Source organism: Rhizobium zaerense (assembly GCF_051810725.1).
GTDB lineage: Bacteria > Pseudomonadota > Alphaproteobacteria > Rhizobiales > Rhizobiaceae > Rhizobium > Rhizobium leguminosarum_I.
The window spans coordinates 232997-251844 of the sequence record NZ_CM132690.1 but is presented as its reverse complement, the minus strand read 5'-3'; the positions used below and the strand labels follow the sequence as shown (position 1 = coordinate 251844).

Below are 18848 nucleotides of genomic sequence, written 5' to 3'. Positions count from 1 at the left end.
CGATGACCGACGAAACCGTTCCATCCCTCCCGACAGCCCGCATGCTGAGCTGGGCGCGCAATTCCACCGTCTATCGCCTCGAGCGGCGGATGATGACGGAAAAGCAGCTGTTTGACGCCATCACCCGCAAGGCGAAGGAGACATTCGAAGATATCAGCGCGGCACAACTTAAGGCCGTTGCCGATTTCGCCGTCAAATTTGCCTATGACAACAAGGTGCTCGACGATCACGCCTATGCGGAAATCAGCACGCGCTCGGCCGTGCGCGGCGGCAAATCGAAGCGCGCGATCGCCCAGAAGCTTGCTGCCAAGGGCGTCTCCAGCGACAAGGTCGAGGCGGCACTTGAAGAGGCTGACGATCTCTATGCGGCAGCGATATTTGCCCGCAAACGCGCCTTCGGCCCCTTCCGCCGGGTCGAGCTCGACGAAAAGCGAAAGGCCAAAGAGCTTTCGGCTTTTGCCCGCAACGGCTTCAGCTTCGACATCGGCAGGAGGGTCTTCGAGATGAGCGTCGAAGACGCCGAAGAGGTCATCCTTGCTGGCCGTCGCTGATATTGCATCGCCGCGGCCGGGGAGATCGCCGATACCGGCCCCTTGTATCTGCATGTTAGATTTTATGTGCGATGGAAGCGATTGAGCCTCTGGCTGGGTGGCCACCCAGCCAGAGGCGTGACGAAGTCGCCCGTTTCCCCCTCCGGTTACAACCGTGGATGAGCCTGGGATCTTCGTCATCGTCACGTACGACCGAATAGTCGCTTGGCTTCAACCGCACGCACAAGGCAGGTTACCGTGAACAGAGTTATATGTGGAGTGGATGTTTCGAAGGACTGGCTGGATGCGTTTATCCGCCCGTCCGGGGTTTTTGAGCGTTTCAGCAACGATGCGGCCGGCATCGGCGCGCTGGCTGCGCTCTGCCGGGAGCAGGGTGTCGAGCTCGTCGTCATGGAGGCGTCGGGCGGCTACGAGCGTTCGGCCTTCCTGCTGTTGTGGGAGTTGGGGATCGCCTGCGCGCTTGCCAATCCGCGCCATGTGCGCCGCTTTGCCGAGGCCATGGGCTTTCTGGAAAAGACCGACCGGATCGATGCGGCGATGATCGCCCATTATGCCGAGGCCAGGCGGCTGTCTGCCCTGCCGCCGCCGAAAGCCGCGCAGCTGCGGCTGTCGGCGCTGATGACGCGGCTGTCTCAGGTCACCAGCGATCTGACCGTCCAGAGGCAGCGCCGCAGTGCTGCCCGCGATCAGCAGAGTGTGGCAAGCCTCGACGAAGTGATCGCGCTTCTGGTGCGCCAGAGCCGCACCGTTGAGGGCGAGATTGCCTCGATGATCGACGACGATCCGCTCTGGGCCTGCCTCAACCAAGCCTTTCGCTCGATCAAGGGGGTGGCGGACCGTACCGTTGCCCGGCTGATGGCCGAACTGCCCGAAATCGGCCAGATCTCCAACAAGGCGATCGTCAAACTGGCCGGCCTGGCGCCGATTGCCAACGATAGCGGCAAACGCAGCGGACCCCGGCCGGTGCGCGGCGTGCGCTCCGGACCGCGTGGCATCCTGTTCCTGGTCGCCGCCACCGCGGCCAGGTACGATCCGCATTTGGCTGCCTTCAGGCAAAGGTTGCAGAGCGCTGGCAAGCCAAAAATGGTTATCCGCATTGCGCTCGCCCGAAAACTGCTGGTCATTCTCAATGCAAAAGCACGGGATGCGCGAAGAGAATTCGAATGCGCAACTTGACAACCCAGATAGTCGCTCATCCGGCTGCCGCCACCTTCTCCCCGCTCGCGGGGCGAAGGGGGATAGCCGCGACCTCTCCGTCCCACTTCGCTCTCGCAGGGCACGTCCCCTCGCCCCGTTTACGGGGAGAGGGTTAGGGTGAGGGGCACTAATCGGCGATCTCCTGGGCCAAGGCGCGGGATCGATCCCGCACCGCCGGCCGATCTACGGCGCATCAGCATCAGCGCTCTTGATCCCGGCATGAAAAGTTTGAATTTGGCTCTCACCCGTCTTCGGCCTAGAACCGCGCCAGGATCGGGGGCCACATGGACATCAAGAATATCGAGACCGGGACGGATGGCGCAGCTTTGATGGCGCAGCCGGGCGTATCGACGGTTTCGGGCGGCTTGGCGGCCGGGGTCGCGATGTGCCTGATGTCGATGTCTTCGATCCAGTTCGGCGCGGCACTGTCTTCGTCAGCCATTGCGACCTATGGCGTTGCCGGCGCCACCTGGTTGCGGCTTGCTTTCGCGGCGATCATCCTTGCCGTCGTCGTCAGGCCTTCGGTGCTGCGTTATAGCGGCGCCCAATGGCGGGCGATATTGCTGCTCGGCACAACGACGGCCGCCATGACGCTCTGCTTCTTCGCGGCGATCCAGCGGCTGCCGCTCGGACTGGCGATCGCCATCGATTTCCTTGGGCCGCTCTCGGTTGCCGTCTTCGGCTACGGCCTGACCTGGCGGCTCGTCTGGCCGTTGATCGCTGCGGCCGGCATCCTCTTCCTTGCCCATGACGGCGAAGGTTGGGTCGGCAATCCCTCAGGTGTCCTCTTAGCCCTCGGCTCGGCGGTGGGATGGGCGGTCTATATCCTGCTGACGAAGAAGGTCGGCGCTGCCTTCAAGGGGCTGGAAGGTCTCTCCATGTCGCTGATCGTCGCAGGTCTTGTCGCGACACCCTTCGGTCTGGTGGAGACGGCGGGTGCCTTCACGCTGAAGGGACTGGCCGAGGTTCTCGGCCTTGCCATCCTCGTGCCGCTCCTGCCCTATGCGCTGGAGATGGTGGCGCTGCGGCGCATGCCGGCGGCTTCCTTCGGTATCCTGATGAGCCTCGAACCGGCGATCGGCGCCCTTGCCGGTTTTCTGATCCTCGCCCAGCCGATGACCGCGCTGCAGATGCTGGGAACGGCGCTCGTCGTGGCGGCCAGCGCCGGCGCCACCGCCTCGGCGGCGAAGACCTAGAGCATGATGCCGAAAAGTGTGAGCGGTTTTCGGACGACATCATGCTCTAACTATATAATGTAGAACAGGATTCAGATTTTAGGCCGACCCGGCCTAAAATCATCCTGTTCTAGAAAAGTGTCAGCGTTTTTCCGGGAATATCGTCTCTACACGATAGTTCGGGCGGGTTTGCGCGTGGGATCGTCAAGTGCCGGATTGTAGAACAGCGACAGCGTCAGGCTCTTGGCGATCCGCTCGGCCGTCGCCATAAACCAGGCCTTGGCCTCCGGCGATGGGGCGATATCGTCGAGCGTTGCGGCAAACAGCGACAGCCACTTCGGAAAGAGATCGGGTGTGAGGTTCGCAACGCCGGTATGCGCTTGCACCGGTTTGCCGCCATAGGCGCCGCTGCGGAAGGCGACGGCCGACCAGAAGCTCTTCATCTTTTCCATATGCGCCGGCCAGCGGCCGGATAGCCTGGCGTCGAACACCGGGCCGAGATCGGGATGCGTTAGCACGCGCCCGTAAAAGGTCTCGACCAGCCTGTCGATGAAAGCCTCGTCGACGCCCATGTCCCGCATTTCGGCCTCCGCCCTTTCGCGGATCGCCGCGACATGAGCAGGGCGGCCCTGAATGTCATTGTCCATTTCAAAACCCCGGTGCCGCGTGATGCGGCGCCCTCTCATATAGGTGTTTATGGCGATGAGCCAAAGTCGTCCGTGCCGCTTGCGGCAATCTGTCAGCTGGCCTGCTCCATGCCCTTGACCGTCACCACCTCCTTCTTTAGGTTTAGAATTATTCTAAAAATTGGAGAGAGTCATGCTGGCGCGGTTTTTCAGATCCCCGAAACGATCTTTCGAGTCGCTGTCCGAGCAGGAGATTCTCGCCCTTGGGATCGCTTCCGAGGAAGACGATGCCCGCATCTATCTCGCTTATGCCGACAGGCTTCGCCACGAATTTCCGGCCTCGGCCAAGGTCTTCGAGGACATGGCCGAGGTCGAGGATACCCATCGCAAATCGTTGATCGAGATGCATCGCCAGCGTTTCGGTGAGCGCATTCCGTTGATCCGGCGCGAGCATGTGGAGGGATTCTACGAACGCAAGCCGGACTGGCTCAGGGCAAACCTTTCGCTGGATGCGATGCGCAGGGAAACCGAGGCGATGGAGGAGCAGGCCTATCGTTTCTATGTCGAGGCGGCAAAGCGGACCTCGGACGCCTCGACGCGCCAGCTTCTCGGTGATCTCGCGCTTGCTGAACAAGGGCATGAAGATATCGCCCGCATGCTCGGAGACAAACATACGCCCCAAGACGTCAAGCATGACGAGGACGAGACGGTGCGCCGGCAATTCGTGCTGACCTATGTGCAGCCGGGCCTTGCCGGGCTGATGGACGGCTCGGTCTCGACGCTGGCGCCCATCTTCGCCGCCGCCTTCGCCACGCAGGATACTTGGCAGACCTTCCTCGTCGGCCTTTCAGCCTCCGTCGGCGCCGGCATTTCGATGGGCTTCACCGAGGCCGCCCATGACGACGGCAAGATCTCCGGCAGAGGCTCGCCGGTCAAACGCGGCCTTGCCTGCGGCATCATGACCGCGCTCGGCGGCCTCGGCCATGCACTGCCCTATCTGATCCCGCATTTCTGGACGGCGACCATCACCGCCGCCATCGTCGTCTTCTTCGAACTCTGGGCCATCGCCTTCATCCAGAACCGCTACATGGAAACCCCCTTCCTGCGCGCCGCCTTCCAGGTGGTGCTCGGCGGCAGCCTGGTACTCGGCGCCGGTATCCTGATCGGGAATGGGTGAGGAGCGGTCGGGCGAAGCCCGAGCAATCGATCCGGTGAATCGATTGCAGCGACGAACGCCCTGAGCTCAAGCGAAGGGCCGGAGACGGTGCGTCACACTCGGCATCAAGCCGGCTCTTGCCCATCGCTTGCGCTCCGTGCATTCGCTCCTATCGTCGCTCACCCCCTCATCTGCCTGCCGGCATCTTCTCCCCGCTGGGGAGAAGGGATGTATGGCGACGTCTCGCCCTTCTTGAAGCATCTTTTGTAGAAGCGATGGCGCGTCTTGCTCCCCCTTCTCCCCAGCGGGGAGAAGATGCCCGTAGGGCAGATGAGGGGGGGGAGGAGCGCAAGCGAAAGGCAGCCCCCTTTATAAAGAACCACCCACAAAACAAAAAAAGGCCGGCAAACCGCCGGCCTTTCCACATTTTCTATTGCGACCCTTACCGCAGCGCGCCGACCAGGACGTCGCGGTCGTTTTCGATGGTGACCCAGCGGCCGGCATTGTAGCTCGACTGGCGCTTGACGAAGGAATAGGGCGTACCAAACCACGGCTTGACGTCGGAGGCGAGGTTGTCGAGCACAAAATCGCCCTCGGCGGTGCGCAGCGTCAGCACGGCATGGCCTTCGCCATCCGGCTTGCGCACGACCGTCATCAGCAGATCGGCAGCCGAAAAGCCGCGCTGGATCAGCATGCGGCGCTTCAGCAGCGCGAAATCTTCGCAGTCGCCGGCAGTGGTCGGATAGGCCCAGACCTCATCCTTGCCGTAGATTTCCTTGTCGGTCATCGGCGTGATCGTGCGGTTGACCGTGGCGTTGACCGAACGCACCAGCGACCACTTCTCCGGGTTCATGGCAACCGGGCCTGCGTTGCGGTTTGCGCCGCATTCGCTGCGGTGGATCTGACAGAAATCGTAGTGCCCGATCGGCTGTGAGGTGGCATTGCCTGTCACCATGGAAGCATTTCTGCTGGGGGCTGGTATGGCGGCCGTCGCCATCGCAAACATGGCCATCATGGCCACAAAGATACCCTTGATCCGCACGCCCGCTCTTTCCTTGCATCGCCCTTATTTATTAACAAAGTGTTAATGGAGAGGGCCGGAAAGAGTCAATCGTTACTTCTTGGGAGGACCTTGCGACTCGCCGGTATGGTTAAAATGCAACGGCTTGGGGAGCTTGCATCAGGCGAATTTATCCGCCTCTGCCGTTCAAGCGGGCATCTGCCTATTTGTTGATGAACGGATGATGTCTTTGACGGCACTCAAAAGAAGCGCGATATCGCCGGGGCGGGAAAGGCGGTGATCGCCGTCGCGGACGAAGGTCAGCACCACGTCGTCGGCGGGAAGATGTTCGACCAGTTTCATCGCATGCGCATGCGGCACGTCGGGATCTTTCATGCCTTGGAGGATATGCACCGGGCAGCCCGTTTCGATGATGCCGTCGAGCACCCGGTTCCTTCGGCCGTCCTCGATCAGCGCCCGCGTATAGATGTTGGGTTCCGGGCTATATTGCGAGCGCTCTTCGAAATAGCCGCGCTCCGCAAGCGACTTGCGCTCCTTGGCCTTCAGGTTCGGCTCGATCAGCTCCGAGGTGAAATCGGGTGCCGGCGCGATCAGCACCATCCCTGCGAGCTTTGGCCCTGCGAGCTTTGGGCCTTCGAGCGTTCCGCCGCCCTGTCGCGCAAGTTCCTGCGCCAGCCTGAGCGCGATCCAGCCGCCCATCGACGAACCGACGAGGATCACCCGGTCGGGCGCGACATGACGGATGACGGCAAGCGCTTCCTCCAGCCAGCGCGAGATCGTGCCGTCGCCGAAGCTGCCTCCGGAAAGTCCGTGGCCGGAATAGTCGAGACGGATGCAGGCGAGCCCAAGCTCCGCCGCCAGCCCGTCGAGTTCCACCGCCTTGGTGCCGCTCATGTCGGAGCGGTAGCCGGACAGCCAGACGAGCGCCGGTGCGCCGTTGCCCGCCTGCGCCGGGCGGACGAGCATGGCGATGTCACGCGCTGCCTCGCCCTCGCCGACCGTCAGGAACTGCGGCTGGGCATTGGACATCTGATCGGACATCGGCGAAACTCCTGTTGTTTTGGTCTATAAAACAGATTCTTGGCAGGCTGACAGCGGGTGATTTTTCCGCTAAAGGATGATATTGACTCCGTTGCAGCGATGACGCGACACGTTTGTGCACCCCTGATTGGGAGCGCGATGCTGCAACGTTCCGAAACAACGCGAGGAGAATACGACCATTCGCAGACCTTTTAAAACCGACGCGCCCGTGAAGGACGGACCGCGCTCGAACCGTGAAATCCGCATTCCCAAAGTTCAGCTGATCGGGGCTGACGGAGAGAATATGGGCGTCGTGCCTACCGACCAGGCCTTGAGAATGGCGGAAGAAGCCGGACTCGATCTCGTCGAAATTTCCCCCAATGTCGAACCGCCTGTGTGCAAGATCCTCGATCTGGGCAAGCTGAAATATGCCAACCAGAAGAAGGCTGCCGAGGCGCGCAAGAAGCAGAAGATCGTCGAAGTCAAAGAAATCAAGATGCGCCCGAACATCGACACCCATGATTACGAGGTGAAGATGAAGGCGATGGGTCGCTTCTTCGACGAAGGCGACAAGGTCAAGGTGACGCTGAAGTTCCGCGGCCGTGAAATGGCCCACCAGGAACTCGGCATGAAGCTTCTGCAGCAGGTCAAGGCCGATACGATCGAGTTCGCCAAGGTCGAAGCCGAACCGAAGCTCGAAGGCCGCCAGATGATGATGGTGCTGGCGCCGAAGTAAGCGCCAGGCAGTTTTTCGCCCAAGGCCGTCCGTAAGGGCGGCTTTTGTGCTTTCTGCCACTGTATTTTGGGAGCAGCGAAGATTCCTCCGCCGCCCCGTTGCACTTTCATGACGCTGCGGTTATAAGCGCGCGTCCGAACTGACCGGCAGGGCATGCCGTGGCAGTTTCGAATGCTTGCGGAACGGTTCGTCGCCGATGCCGTAGATCAACAACAAACGCTCCCGCACCTTGTTGCGACGGCCGGAGAACCGGACTTCGCGAGAAGGGCTTTTTTGATAAAGCGCGCAGGGAGGACACAAGGAGTAGCAAAATGCCCAAGATGAAGACGAAGTCCTCTGCCAAGAAGCGGTTCAAGATCACCGCAACCGGCAAGGTCAAGGCTGCCGCTGCTGGCAAGCGCCATGGCATGATCAAGCGTACCAACAAGTTCATTCGCGATGCACGTGGCACCATGGTTCTCGCAGAACCGGATGGCCGCAAGGTTATCAAGAATTACCTGCCGAACGGTCTCTGAGACTCGTCCGCGAACGCTAGATTTAAGGAGATCATGATATGGCACGTGTAAAAAGAGGCGTCACCTCTCATGCCAAGCACAAGAAGGTTCTGAAGGCAGCAAAGGGCTTTTACGGCCGCCGCAAGAACACCATCCGTACCGCCAAGGCTGCTGTCGATCGTTCGAAGCAGTACGCCTACCGCGACCGCAAGGTCAACAAGCGCAACTTCCGTGCGCTTTGGATCCAGCGCATCAACGCCGCCGTGCGTGAATTCGGCCTGACCTACGGCCGCTTCATCGACGGCCTGAACAAGGCTGGCATCGAAGTCGACCGCAAGGTTCTCTCCGACATGGCGATCCACGAGCCGGAAGCATTCGGCGCGCTGGTCAGCGCTGCCAAGAAGGCTCTTGAATACCTCAAGGAAGCCGGCACGGCGAACGAGTTTGAAGGCGCGATCAAGTAACTAGCGCTTCCCAAGCTTTTGAATTTATGATTTTGGGAAACCCGCGCTGGTTTGGGCTAGCGCGGGTTTTTCTTTCTTTATATTCCTGGCGCCGGCCGGCGCCGCCTGCCTCCCGATCGCCCGCCTGATACTGGACGGAAAGAAGTGACAATGTCAGATATCGACCAGCTCAACACATCGCTGCTCGCAGAAATCGCCGCTGCCGATGACGAAACGGCGCTGGAAGCCGTGCGTGTTTCCGCCCTTGGCAAGAAGGGCTCCGTCTCCGAACTGTTGAAGACGCTCGGCGCCATGACGACGGAGGAGCGCCAGAGCAAGGGTGCTGCGATAAACGTTCTGAAGAACGCGGTGACCGAGGCGCTCACCGCCCGCAAGGCGACGCTGCGGCAAGCGGCGATCGATGCTCGGTTGAAGGCCGAAACGGTCGATGTCAGCCTGCCGGTGCGCTCTTCGCCGGCCGAGCGCGGCCGTATCCATCCGATCAGCCAGATCGTCGATGAGATCACCGCGATCTTCGCCGACATGGGCTTCTCGATCGCCGAAGGTCCCGACATCGAGACCGATTATTACAATTTCACCGCGCTGAATTTCCCCGAAGGCCATCCGGCCCGCGAGATGCACGACACTTTCTTCTTCAACCCGGATGAAAATGGCGAGCGCAAGGTCCTGCGCACCCATACCTCGCCGGTGCAGGTGCGCACCATGGAGGCGCAGACGCCGCCGATCCGCATCATCATTCCCGGCAAGACCTACCGCCAGGACTCGGACGCCACGCATTCGCCGATGTTCCATCAGGTCGAAGGCCTGGTGGTCGACAAGAAGGCCAATGTCGCCAACCTCCGCTGGGTGCTGGAAGAATTCTGCAAGACCTTCTTCGAGGTCGATAGCGTGACGATGCGTTTCCGCCCGTCCTTCTTCCCCTTCACCGAGCCCTCTTTCGAGGTCGATATCCAGTGCGATCGCTCCGGCCCGATCGTCAAGTTCGGCGAAGGCACCGATTGGATGGAGATCCTCGGCTGCGGCATGGTCCACCCGAACGTGCTGCGCTACGGCGGGCTCGATCCGGACGAATATCAGGGTTTTGCCTGGGGCATGGGCCTCGACCGCATCGCCATGCTGAAATACGGCATGCCCGACCTGCGCGACTTCTTCAACGCCGACGTCCGCTGGATGACGCATTACGGCTTCCGCCCGCTCGACATGCCGACGCTGTTCGGCGGCCTCAGCGCTTGAACGGAGAATTGGGACGATGAAATTCACGCTCTCCTGGCTGAAAGAGCATCTGGAAACGGATGCCGGCCTCGATGAAATCTGCACGCGCCTCACCGAGATCGGGCTGGAGGTCGAGGATGTCGACGACAAGGCGGCCTTCAAGCCCTTCGTTATCGCCAGGGTCGTCTCGGCCGAAAAACACCCGCAGGCCGATCGGCTGAAGGTGCTGATGGTCGATACCGGTTCTGGCGCGCCGGTCCAGGTCGTCTGCGGTGCCCCGAATGCGCGCGCCGGTCTCGTCGGCGCCTTCGCAGCGCCCGGAACCTATGTTCCCGGTATCGATGTGACGCTTGCCGTCGGCAATATCCGCGGCGTCGAAAGCCATGGCATGATGTGCTCCGAAAAGGAGCTGCAGATCTCCGACAGTCACGACGGCATTATCGACCTGCCGGACGACGCGCCTGTCGGCACGAGCTATGCCGCCTACGCTCATCTCGATGATCCGGTTATCGAGATCAACCTGACGCCTAACCGGCCGGACTGCACCTCGATCCACGGCATCGCCCGCGATCTCGCCGCCTCCGGTCTCGGCACGCTGAAGACGCGGCCCGCCCCGTCCTTCGCCGTCGAAGGCGAGACGCCGGTGAAGCTGACGCTCGATCTCGACGATCCGAAGCTCTGCCCGGGCTTTGCGCTGCGCCTCGTACGCGGCGTCCGGAACGGCCCGAGCCCGCGCTGGATTCAGCAGCGGCTGATCGCCATCGGCCTGCGCCCCATCAATGCGCTTGTCGATGTCACCAATTACATGACCTTCGATCAGGGACGGCCGATCCATGTCTTCGATGCCGCCAAGATCAATGGCAACCTGACCGTCCGCCGCGCCGCCGAAGGCGAGACGGTGCTGGCGCTCGACCAGCGCGAATACAAACTGTCGCCGAACAACGTCGTCATATCAGATGAAAACGGTATCGAATCGATCGGCGGCATCATGGGCGGCGAACATTCCGGCTGCGACGAAAACACCGTCGACGTGCTGATCGAATCTGCCCTCTGGGACCCGATGAACATCGCCAAATCAGGCCGCAGCCTCGGCATCATCACTGACGCTCGCTACCGCTTCGAACGCGGCGTCGATCCGAACTATATGGTCCCCGGTCTCGAACGCACGACGGAACTGGTGCTGGAACTTTGCGGCGGCAAGGCCGCCAAGGCCGAGGTCGTCGGCTACAAGGGTTACGAACCGAAGATCGTCGATTTCCCCTATTCGGAGGTCAAGCGCCTGACGGGCCTCGACGTCTCGAATGAGGAGAGCGACACGATTCTGACGCGTCTTGGCTTCAAGGTCTCCGGTTCCGGCGAGCGCGTCTCCGTCGCCGTTCCCTCCTGGCGTCCCGATGTCGACGGCAAGGCCGATCTCGTCGAAGAGGTCATGCGCATCCACGGCGTCGACAATATTAAGCCGGCGCCGCTCGAAAGCCATGCGGCCGTCAATGGCAAGATCCTGACGACGCTGCAGATCCGCACCCGCCTCGCCAAGCGGGCGCTGGCCGCGCGCGGCATGCTCGAAGCCGTCACCTGGTCCTTCATTCCGGAAGACCAGGCAAAGCTGTTCGGCGGCGGTTCGCCCACCCTCAAGCTTGCCAACCCGATCGCCGCCGAAATGTCGGATATGCGTCCCTCGCTTCTGCCGGGCCTGCTGACCGCAGCCCAGCGCAATGCCGACAAGGGTTACGGCGATGTCGCCCTCTTCGAGGTCTCCGGCACCTATGAGAATGACAGACCTGAGGGTCAGCGCCGCGTGGCCGGCGGCATTCGCCGCGGCACGGCCTCGCTTGCCGGCGCCGGTCGCGCCTGGTCGAACCCCGCCAAGGGCGGCGGCAAGCCGGTCGACGTCTTCGACGCGAAGGCCGACGCGCTCGCCGTCATCGAAGCCTGCGGCCTGCCGATGGGCAATATCCAGATCGAGCAGGGCGGGCCGGAATGGTATCATCCCGGCCGCTCCGGCACGATCAAGATGGGGCCGAAGGTCGTGCTCGGTTATTTCGGCGAATTCCATCCGCTGACGCTGGAAGCGCTCGATGTCTCCGGCGCTCTCTGCGGCTTCGAGGTCTATGTCGACGCCATGCCGGAGGCCAAGCGCAAGGCGACGCGCACCAAGCCGGCGCTCGAACTGTCGCCCTTCCAGGTGGTGCGGCGCGACTTTGCCTTCGTCGTCGACAAAACGGTGGAAGCAGGCGCCATCGTCAAGGCCGCCACCGGCGCCGACCGCAAGCTGGTGACCGGCGTCAACGTCTTCGACATCTTCGAGGGCGCATCGGTTGGCGACGGCAAGAAGTCGGTGGCAATCGAGGTGCAGATCCAGCCGGTCGAGCGCACGCTGACGGACGAGGATTTCGAGGCGCTGACGCAGAAGATCGTCGCCAGCGTCATGAAATTCACCGGCGGTGTCCTCAGAAGCTGAGCTCCATTCAGCGTCGCCATATAATGGACCGGTCGCAAATAGCGGCCGGTCTTTTCACCGATGCAGATGGTAGAGTTTGCTGACGATGGTCCAGCGGCCGTCGATCTTCAGCAGCGAGAGATAGTCGGTAAAGCGCATGCCGGCGAAATCGTCGGTGACCTTGACGCTTGCCGCATCGCCTTCGACATCGACGCTCTGGATGTCCATGTAGGGCTGCGTGCCGGGCGGCGCCGGCTCCTCCTGCAGGATCGCGGCGATGAATTCGTCCCGCGTCAGCCATTCGACCGCATTTTCGTAATGGCCGATGATCGAGCTTTTTGGATGAAAGGCCTTTTTCAAGGCTGCCTCATTGGCGAAGGCCATGCCTTCGACATAGAGATGAACCGTCTGTTCGACTGCCTGCCTGTCCGACATATTTTCATCCCGTTCTTCGAGATGGCGTTAAATAGTTTCGCCAGCCCCGAAGGCAAGCCCGGCCGGTTGCGCCGACCGGGCTTTTTCAGGTTCAGATGTTGGTCATCGCAAGCGAGGCATCCGAGTAACGTTTCCCGGCCACCTGCCCGGCCGGGATGACCTCTTCAAGCCTCGCGAGTTCCGCGGGGCTCAGCACGATATCGGCGGCAGCGGCGTTCTGTTCGAGATGATGAAGCTTGCGGGCGCCCGGTATCGGCACGATGTCGTCGCCCTGGTTCAACACCCAGGCGAGCGCCAGCTGTGCTGCCGTCACGCCCTTCTCGGCTGCCAGCCGCTCGAGCATTGCGACGAGGGCGGCATTGGCGTCGAAATTTTCCGCCTGGAAACGTGGCACCTGCCGGCGGAAATCGTCCGCGTCGAGATCCTCCGCCTTGCGGATCGCTCCGGTCAGGAAGCCGCGCCCGAGCGGGCTGTAAGGCACGAAGCCGATGCCGAGTTCGCGGCAGGTGGCAAGAACCTCTTCTTCGGGGTCGCGCGTCCAGAGCGAATATTCACTCTGCAGGGCTGCGATCGGATGGACCGCATGCGCGCGACGAATAGTGGCGCTGCCGGCTTCCGAAAGCCCGAGGGCGCGGACTTTCCCTTCCTTCACCAGCTCTGCCATGACGCCGACCGTCTCTTCGATCGGCACGTTGGGATCGACCCGGTGCTGGTAGAAGAGGTCGATGGTCTCGATGCCGAGGCGTTTCATCGAGGCTTCGGCCACCGCCCGCACATGCTCGGGGCGGCTGTCGACGCCGGTGATGGCGGCAGTACCCGGCTTGCTGGCATCGATCTTGAAGCCGAATTTGGTGGCGATCACCACGCGGTCGCGGAACGGCTTCAGCGCTTTGCCGAGAAGAACCTCGTTGGTAAAGGGACCATAGACTTCGGCGGTGTCGAAGAAGGTCACACCGAGATCGATGGCGCGATGCAGTGTCTTGATCGATTCCGCATCGTCGCTGGCGCCATAGGCAAAGCTCATGCCCATGCAGCCAAGTCCGACGGCCGAGACGGTCAGATCGTTTCCGAGTTTCCGGTTTTTCATGATGTGCTCCTTTGAGCTGATTTTGAGCCGCCAGAGCATGATGCCGAAAAGTGTGAGTGGTTTTCGGACGACATCATGCTCTAACTATTAATTCAGAACAGGATTCAGATTTTAGGCCGCCCGGCCTGAAATCATTCTGTTCTGACTGGTTGCGGTACGGGCAGACCATATCGCTGCCGCATCAATCAGAAAATACATGCAGTTTCTAACAGGTTGTTCTATCATTTCGATCAATGAACAGAACACAGCTCTCGCAACTCGCCGTTCTCGCCGCCGTCTCGGAGCATCGCAGCTTCCGGGCCGCGGCGAAGGAACTCCTCGTCGCGCCCTCGGCGATCAGCCATGCGATATCGAGCATCGAGGAAAGCCTGGGGGTGCGGCTTCTGGCGCGCACCACCCGCAGCGTCGCGCCTACGGAAGAGGGCCGGCTGCTGCTTGAAAGACTTCGTCCCGCGCTCGATGAGATCGACATTGCCTTGGAGGCCGTCCGAGATACGCGCGCCAAACCGGCTGGAAATCTGCGTATCACCGCGCCGCGCTTCGCCTCCGATCTGCTGCTCGCTCCGCGGCTCGGCGACTTTCTCAACCTCTATCCCGATATCACCCTGGAGATCGCCAATGAGGACGGTTTCACGGATATCGTCAAGGAAGGTTTCGATGCCGGCATCCGGCTGGAGGAGAGCCTGGAGGCTGATATGATCGCGGTCAGGGTCTCGCCCGATCTGACGACGGTAATCGCCGCTTCGCCCGAATATTTCGAGCACCATCCGAAGCCGGAGCATCCGCGCGATCTCGTCCGTCATCGCTGCATCAAGCGGCGCTTCACCAACGGCTCGATCTATCGCTGGGAATTCGAAAAGGACGGGCAGGAACTCGTCGTTTCGGTCGACGGGCCGCTTGTTGTCAGCGAGGATCGACTTGCCCTGCTTGCGGCGCTGAACGGTGCTGGCCTTGCCTATCTCTTCGACATGCGGGTCAATGCCGAACTGGCGAGCGGCAAGCTTGTGCGGGTGCTGGAGGATTGGTGCCCGCCCTATGCCGGGCCGTTTCTTTATTATCCCACCCGGCGGCAGATGCGCCCGGCGCTGCGCGCCTTCATCGATTTTTTCAGATACAGCGGGCAGGATACGGGCGGCCGGTAAGGATTACAGCGCCGCGCGTCCTTTCAGACGCGCAAAGGACGCTGTAGCACTTTAAATCTGCGCATCGTGCTTTCCGAAAATCGATTCCGACTTTTCGGGCCGATGCGCTGGAGCCGGGCCGCCCGTTCTTATTAGGGCGCCGTTTCCATCAGGCAGCCTTTGCCTTCTGGTTTGCCGCCGTGGTGGCGAGCTGGGAGAGGGTCTTGTCGGTGGCCGTTTCCTGTTGCAGCGTCTGGTCGAGCAGGCCGACGACCTCCTTGAGACCGAGCGTCGCGGCCCAGGTCTTCAGCGTGCCGTAACGGGCGATTTCGTAATGCTCGACGGCCTGGGCAGCCGAAATCAGGCCGGCATCGAGGGCCGCCGTGCCCTTGAATTCCTCCATGATGTCCTCGCCCTCGGCGATGATGCCCTGGATCGCCTCGCAGGTCTTGCCCTGGGCGCGTTTATCGATCAGTTCGAAAACCTGCTGCAGGCGCTCGACCTGGCCTTCGGTTTCCTCACGGTGTTTTTCGAAGCCCTTCTTCAGTTCGGAGGATTGGGCGGCCCGCGCCATCTTCGGCAGGGCGCGCAATATCTGCCGTTCGGCAAAGTAGATGTCCTTCAGCGTGTCATAGAAGAGATCTTCCAGCGTCTTTTCCTTGGCCATTTTCTCGATCCTTGTTCTGGGGAAAACCGCGAACGCGGCGACACATTAAGAAGAGAAGATCGCGTTAATTGTTCCCGATCGATTTCGGGTGGACTGGAAATCGGTGCCGGGCGATGATTCCTGCCGTCGATGTGGGAGGGTAAAGTCATGCGAAAGCCGAATTCGATGAAGGGTCTGGAGGATCTTGGCCGTGTGCGGCTGTCGCAAAACTTCTTCCTCCGCGATTTCCTGCATTCCGAAATCGCCGATTTCTACCGCATTCCCAATATCCCCGAAGATCCCGATCTGGCGATCGAGGCGGGCAAGAGGCTCTGCGAGGAATTGCTGGAGCCGCTGGAGGCAACGTTCGGACGCCTGCATATCCGATCCGGCTATCGTTCGCCCGCAGTCAACAGGTTCGGCAACGAGAACAATCTGAACTGTTCGACCAATGCGTCCACATCAGCGCATCACATCTGGGATATGAGGGACTTTGACGGCTGCATGGGTGCTGCCGTCTGCATTGCCGTGCCGTGGATGGTCGACCACTACCACGATGAAAGCGACTGGCAGCGGCTCGCCTGGTGGATTCACGACCACCTGCCTTATGCCTCGCTCTGCTTTTTTCCCAAGCTCTGGGCCTTCAATATCCAGTGGCACGAACGGCCGAAGCGGGTGATCCAGAGTTATGTCAGCCCGCGCGGCATCCTGACCAAACCCGGCATGGCCAATTGGGCAGGCGATCATTCCGAGTGGTATGCTGGTTTTCCATCTCTTACAGCGCCGCGCGTCTTCTCAGACGCGCAAAGGACGCTGTAACACTTTAAATCGATTTCCGATTTAAGAAATTATGCAGTGAACCTGATGCGATAGCGGATATGGCCGTCGCTCTCGACATAGCTGTCGTACAGCGCACGCGCGGTTCTGTTCTGCTCGCTGGTATGCCAGTAGAGCCGCGACCAGCCCTGGGCTTTGCAGGTCGAAACGAGATCGTCCATCAGTGCCCGCCCGACGCCCTTGCCGCGCGCATTGGCATCGACGAACAGGTCTTCGAGATAGCAGTCCCTGCCACGGATCCACGTGCCCTCATGCGTGAGATAGAGCGCAAAACCCATGATCCGGCCATCGACCTCGGCGACGCGCATCGCAATCGCCGACGCCGGATCGAAGACCCGGCGCCACGTGGAATCGCTGATATCGGCATCGACCGTAACTTCGTAAAAGGCGAGGTAGGCGGCCCAAAGCTCGCGCCAGCGGGCTTCATCTTCGGGGCGGGCATCGCGTATCGTCACGGTCATGGCATCTCTTTCTTTCAGGCGCCGGCTTCGTCGAGCAGCGCCATCGCGTCATCGGAAAGCGCAAGTGTCGCCGATTTCGTCAGGCTTTCAAGCTGCGAAAGGCTGGTTGCACTGGCAATCGGCGCCGTGACGCCCTTCTTGCGCAGCAGCCAGGCGAGCGAAATTTCTGCGGGCGCTGCACCGGTCTCGGCCGAAACCTTGTCGAGGGCGGCCAGAATGCGCAGGCCTTTATCATCGAGATATTTCGAAACCCGGCCCTCGCGTGCGCGGCCTTCCGTATCGGCCTTGCTGCGGTATTTGCCGGTGAGGAAGCCGGCGGCAAGGCTGAAATAGGTGATGACGCCGATGTCTTCTTCGACGCAGAGATCGGCAAGCGGCCCCTCGAAGCTCGAGCGCTCGTAGAGATTATATTCCGGCTGCAGCACATCGTAACGCGGCAGGCCGGCCCTCTCGGCAGCGTCGAAGGATGCCTGAAGCAGTTTCGCATCATAGTTCGAGCAGCCGATGGCGCGGATCTTGCCCTGCTGCTTCAGCTTGGCAAAGGCCCCGAGCGTTTCCTCATGCGGCGTATCTTCATCCGGCCAGTGCGAGAGATAGAGGTCGATATAATCCGTCTGCAGCCGGCGCAACAGATCCTCGACCGCCTTCAGGATATAGGTCTCCTTCAGCGTCTTTCCCTGTCCCATGTCGGAGCCGACTTTGGTGACGATAACGGCCTTGTCGCGGGAGATCTTTGCCTGGCTTAGCCAGCGCCCGATGATCTCTTCAGAATCGCCGCCCTTGTTGCCCGGGACCCAGGAGGAATAGACATCGGCCGTATCGATCGTGTTCAGGCCCGCGTCGAAGAAGGCGTCGAGAATGGCGAAGGATGTTTTTTCGTCGGCCGTCCAGCCGAAGACATTGCCGCCGATGACGATCGGCGCGACCGATAGACCTGTTTTTCCAAGCCGGCGCATTTCCATGACGCTCTCCAGAAGTGTGAATAAATTGAAATCGCGGATACGGCAGAACGCCGCCCTGACCAACTTAGTGCGATCCGCGCATCCGGGAAGGCAAACTTCCGTGATTTCATGTCCCGCCATTGCGCCGCAGCTAGGGCCTGAATATGGTTCGCGGAAATCAGTTCGGGAGGCTTGGATCATGTTGCGTTTCGGTATCATTTCAACGGCGAAGATCGGTCGCGACAATGTCGTTCCGGCGATCCAGGATGCGGAAAATTGTGTCGTCACGGCGATTGCCAGCCGCGATCTCAACCGCGCAAGGGAGATGGCCGACCGCTTCTCGGTACCGCATGCCTTCGGCTCCTATGAGGAGATGCTAGCCTCCGACCTCATCGACGCCGTCTACATCCCGCTGCCGACCTCGCAGCATATCGAATGGTCGATCAAGGCGGCGGATGCCGGCAAGCACGTGCTCTGCGAGAAGCCGTTGGCGCTGAAGGCAGACGATATCGACGACGTGATCGCCGCCCGCGACCGCAACCGGGTGGTGGTCAGCGAAGCCTATATGATCACCTATTCCCCGGTCTGGCAGAAAGTGCGCTCGTTGATCGACGAGGGCGCCATCGGTTCGCTCCGGCATGTGCAGGGCGCCTTCACCTATTTCAACCGCGACCCCGCCAACATGCGCAACGTCCCCGAGCTCGGCGGCGGCGGCCTTCCCGATATCGGCGTCTATCCCGTCATGGGTACGCGTTTTTCCACCGGCAAGGAGCCGCTCTGGATCCAGGCGATCACCGAGCGCGACGCGGATTTCGGCACGGATATCTATTCGAGCGTCAAGGCCGATTTCGGCGATTTCGAGCTGAGCTTCTATATCTCGACGCAGATGGCCAACCGCCAGGTCATGGTTTTTCACGGCACCGAAGGTTACATCGAGGTCAAGTCGCCGTTCAACGCCAATCGCTGGGGACCTGAGGAGATCGAGCTTGCCGACCGCAGCCACACTCAATCGCGCATCTTCCGCTTCCAGGACAGCCGCCAGTACAAGCGGCAGGTCGAGGCTTTTGCCAGAGCGGTGAAGAACGGCAAGGAAGAGATCGTCACGCTCGAAAATTCGAAGCTGAACCAGAAGGTGATCGATGCGATCTACCGGGCCAGCGAGAAGGACGGCTGGGAAGCAGTCTAGCGCATAAACCCGAAAATCGGAATCGATTTTCGGAAAGGATTA

General features: G+C 61.0%; 19 protein-coding genes and 1 pseudogene. 12 read left to right on the top strand and 8 right to left on the bottom strand.

The genetic code is table 11. From position 1 onward, the window contains the following. Positions 1-2 precede the first annotated feature (2 nt). From recX to ACS4RR_RS01285, 3 genes are all read left to right on the top strand, one after another. The gene (gene recX, locus ACS4RR_RS01295) at positions 3-551 is read left to right on the top strand and encodes a recombination regulator RecX (RefSeq protein WP_260297555.1); all 549 of its coding nucleotides are present in this window, start codon (positions 3-5) and stop codon (positions 549-551) included. A 237-nt stretch (positions 552-788) separates the two neighbouring features. Further along, entirely contained in the window at positions 789-1727 is a 939-nt protein-coding gene (locus tag ACS4RR_RS01290; RefSeq protein WP_456189605.1) for an IS110 family RNA-guided transposase, read from the top strand. Between the two features lie 305 nt (positions 1728-2032). Continuing rightward, positions 2033-2944 carry an EamA family transporter gene (locus tag ACS4RR_RS01285; protein WP_260109848.1) on the top strand — a complete coding sequence of 304 codons (912 nt, stop codon included), beginning with the start codon at positions 2033-2035 and terminating at the stop codon, positions 2942-2944. A 146-nt stretch (positions 2945-3090) separates the two neighbouring features. Here ACS4RR_RS01285 and ACS4RR_RS01280 read toward each other — a convergent pair whose 3' ends face one another. After that, complete coding sequence (locus ACS4RR_RS01280; protein WP_222385598.1) at positions 3091-3570, bottom strand: group III truncated hemoglobin; 480 nt, start codon at positions 3568-3570, stop codon at positions 3091-3093. A 172-nt stretch (positions 3571-3742) separates the two neighbouring features. On the opposite strand from ACS4RR_RS01280, the gene mbfA reads away from it, so the two are divergent. Next, complete coding sequence (gene mbfA / locus ACS4RR_RS01275) at positions 3743-4726, top strand: iron exporter MbfA (RefSeq protein ID WP_222313406.1); 984 nt, start codon at positions 3743-3745, stop codon at positions 4724-4726. A gap of 421 nt (positions 4727-5147) precedes the next feature. On the opposite strand, the gene ACS4RR_RS01270 is transcribed toward mbfA, so the two are convergent. Both ACS4RR_RS01270 and ACS4RR_RS01265 read right to left on the bottom strand, forming a co-directional pair. Then, on the bottom strand, positions 5148-5747 hold the full coding sequence (locus tag ACS4RR_RS01270; protein ID WP_170260307.1) for a transglutaminase-like cysteine peptidase: 600 nt from the start codon (positions 5745-5747) through the stop codon (positions 5148-5150). Positions 5748-5912: 165 nt separating this feature from the next. Next, complete coding sequence (locus ACS4RR_RS01265) at positions 5913-6767, bottom strand: alpha/beta hydrolase (RefSeq protein ID WP_260297557.1); 855 nt, start codon at positions 6765-6767, stop codon at positions 5913-5915. Between the two features lie 178 nt (positions 6768-6945). Between ACS4RR_RS01265 and infC the strand changes: the two genes are divergently transcribed. The 5 genes from infC (at position 6946) to pheT (ending at position 12113) form a co-directional block, all read left to right on the top strand. Further along, a complete protein-coding gene (gene infC, locus ACS4RR_RS01260; protein ID WP_075225634.1) occupies positions 6946-7482 on the top strand; it encodes a translation initiation factor IF-3 in 537 nt (178 codons plus the stop codon). Positions 7483-7793: 311 nt separating this feature from the next. Next, a complete protein-coding gene (gene rpmI, locus ACS4RR_RS01255; protein WP_003570998.1) occupies positions 7794-7997 on the top strand; it encodes a 50S ribosomal protein L35 in 204 nt (67 codons plus the stop codon). Positions 7998-8035: 38 nt separating this feature from the next. Beyond that, complete coding sequence (rplT, locus tag ACS4RR_RS01250) at positions 8036-8440, top strand: 50S ribosomal protein L20 (RefSeq protein WP_017966587.1); 405 nt, start codon at positions 8036-8038, stop codon at positions 8438-8440. Between the two features lie 150 nt (positions 8441-8590). Continuing rightward, positions 8591-9673 (top strand): phenylalanine--tRNA ligase subunit alpha, encoded by a 1083-nt coding sequence (gene pheS / locus ACS4RR_RS01245; RefSeq protein WP_017966588.1) that lies wholly within the window; start codon positions 8591-8593, stop codon positions 9671-9673. A 16-nt stretch (positions 9674-9689) separates the two neighbouring features. Continuing rightward, positions 9690-12113: a phenylalanine--tRNA ligase subunit beta gene (gene pheT / locus ACS4RR_RS01240; RefSeq protein ID WP_260297558.1), complete on the top strand. Its 2424-nt coding sequence runs from the start codon at positions 9690-9692 to the stop codon at positions 12111-12113. 54 nt (positions 12114-12167) lie between these two features. Here the strand turns inward: pheT and ACS4RR_RS01235 are convergent, their stop codons facing one another. Continuing rightward, on the bottom strand, positions 12168-12527 hold the full coding sequence (locus ACS4RR_RS01235) for a nuclear transport factor 2 family protein (RefSeq protein WP_222385595.1): 360 nt from the start codon (positions 12525-12527) through the stop codon (positions 12168-12170). Between the two features lie 91 nt (positions 12528-12618). After that, positions 12619-13614, bottom strand: a complete 996-nt coding sequence (locus ACS4RR_RS01230; RefSeq protein ID WP_260297559.1) for an aldo/keto reductase — start codon at positions 13612-13614, stop codon at positions 12619-12621. A gap of 233 nt (positions 13615-13847) precedes the next feature. On the opposite strand from ACS4RR_RS01230, the gene ACS4RR_RS01225 reads away from it, so the two are divergent. Next, complete coding sequence (locus ACS4RR_RS01225) at positions 13848-14756, top strand: LysR family transcriptional regulator (RefSeq protein ID WP_456189604.1); 909 nt, start codon at positions 13848-13850, stop codon at positions 14754-14756. A gap of 148 nt (positions 14757-14904) precedes the next feature. On the opposite strand, the gene ACS4RR_RS01220 is transcribed toward ACS4RR_RS01225, so the two are convergent. Then, a complete protein-coding gene (locus tag ACS4RR_RS01220; protein ID WP_017966593.1) occupies positions 14905-15402 on the bottom strand; it encodes a YciE/YciF ferroxidase family protein in 498 nt (165 codons plus the stop codon). A gap of 113 nt (positions 15403-15515) precedes the next feature. On the opposite strand from ACS4RR_RS01220, the pseudogene ACS4RR_RS01215 reads away from it, so the two are divergent. Then, a pseudogene (locus tag ACS4RR_RS01215) lies at positions 15516-16208 on the top strand (hypothetical protein). A gap of 21 nt (positions 16209-16229) precedes the next feature. Here the strand turns inward: ACS4RR_RS01215 and ACS4RR_RS01210 are convergent. Together ACS4RR_RS01210 and ACS4RR_RS01205 are read right to left on the bottom strand one after the other, a co-directional pair. Then, on the bottom strand, positions 16230-16679 hold the full coding sequence (locus ACS4RR_RS01210) for a GNAT family N-acetyltransferase (RefSeq protein ID WP_170280213.1): 450 nt from the start codon (positions 16677-16679) through the stop codon (positions 16230-16232). Between the two features lie 14 nt (positions 16680-16693). Continuing rightward, positions 16694-17641: an aldo/keto reductase gene (locus tag ACS4RR_RS01205; protein ID WP_456189603.1), complete on the bottom strand. Its 948-nt coding sequence runs from the start codon at positions 17639-17641 to the stop codon at positions 16694-16696. A gap of 178 nt (positions 17642-17819) precedes the next feature. Between ACS4RR_RS01205 and ACS4RR_RS01200 the strand changes: the two genes are divergently transcribed. Then, entirely contained in the window at positions 17820-18806 is a 987-nt protein-coding gene (locus ACS4RR_RS01200; RefSeq protein WP_170260315.1) for a Gfo/Idh/MocA family protein, read from the top strand. Positions 18807-18848 lie beyond the last annotated feature (42 nt).

Coding starts and splice junctions, on each gene's coding strand:
- ACS4RR_RS01220 (WP_017966593.1), bottom strand. CDS start 15,402: ATGGCCAAGGAAAAGACGCTGGAAGATCTCTTCTATGACACGCTGAAG.
- recX (WP_260297555.1), top strand. CDS start 3: ATGACCGACGAAACCGTTCCATCCCTCCCGACAGCCCGCATGCTGAGC.
- rpmI (WP_003570998.1), top strand. CDS start 7,794: ATGCCCAAGATGAAGACGAAGTCCTCTGCCAAGAAGCGGTTCAAGATC.
- ACS4RR_RS01230 (WP_260297559.1), bottom strand. CDS start 13,614: ATGAAAAACCGGAAACTCGGAAACGATCTGACCGTCTCGGCCGTCGGA.
- ACS4RR_RS01200 (WP_170260315.1), top strand. CDS start 17,820: ATGTTGCGTTTCGGTATCATTTCAACGGCGAAGATCGGTCGCGACAAT.
- ACS4RR_RS01225 (WP_456189604.1), top strand. CDS start 13,848: ATGAACAGAACACAGCTCTCGCAACTCGCCGTTCTCGCCGCCGTCTCG.
- ACS4RR_RS01210 (WP_170280213.1), bottom strand. CDS start 16,679: ATGACCGTGACGATACGCGATGCCCGCCCCGAAGATGAAGCCCGCTGG.
- ACS4RR_RS01265 (WP_260297557.1), bottom strand. CDS start 6,767: ATGTCCGATCAGATGTCCAATGCCCAGCCGCAGTTCCTGACGGTCGGC.
- ACS4RR_RS01285 (WP_260109848.1), top strand. CDS start 2,033: ATGGACATCAAGAATATCGAGACCGGGACGGATGGCGCAGCTTTGATG.
- ACS4RR_RS01205 (WP_456189603.1), bottom strand. CDS start 17,641: ATGGAAATGCGCCGGCTTGGAAAAACAGGTCTATCGGTCGCGCCGATC.
- rplT (WP_017966587.1), top strand. CDS start 8,036: ATGGCACGTGTAAAAAGAGGCGTCACCTCTCATGCCAAGCACAAGAAG.
- pheS (WP_017966588.1), top strand. CDS start 8,591: ATGTCAGATATCGACCAGCTCAACACATCGCTGCTCGCAGAAATCGCC.
- mbfA (WP_222313406.1), top strand. CDS start 3,743: ATGCTGGCGCGGTTTTTCAGATCCCCGAAACGATCTTTCGAGTCGCTG.
- pheT (WP_260297558.1), top strand. CDS start 9,690: ATGAAATTCACGCTCTCCTGGCTGAAAGAGCATCTGGAAACGGATGCC.
- ACS4RR_RS01280 (WP_222385598.1), bottom strand. CDS start 3,570: ATGGACAATGACATTCAGGGCCGCCCTGCTCATGTCGCGGCGATCCGC.
- ACS4RR_RS01235 (WP_222385595.1), bottom strand. CDS start 12,527: ATGTCGGACAGGCAGGCAGTCGAACAGACGGTTCATCTCTATGTCGAA.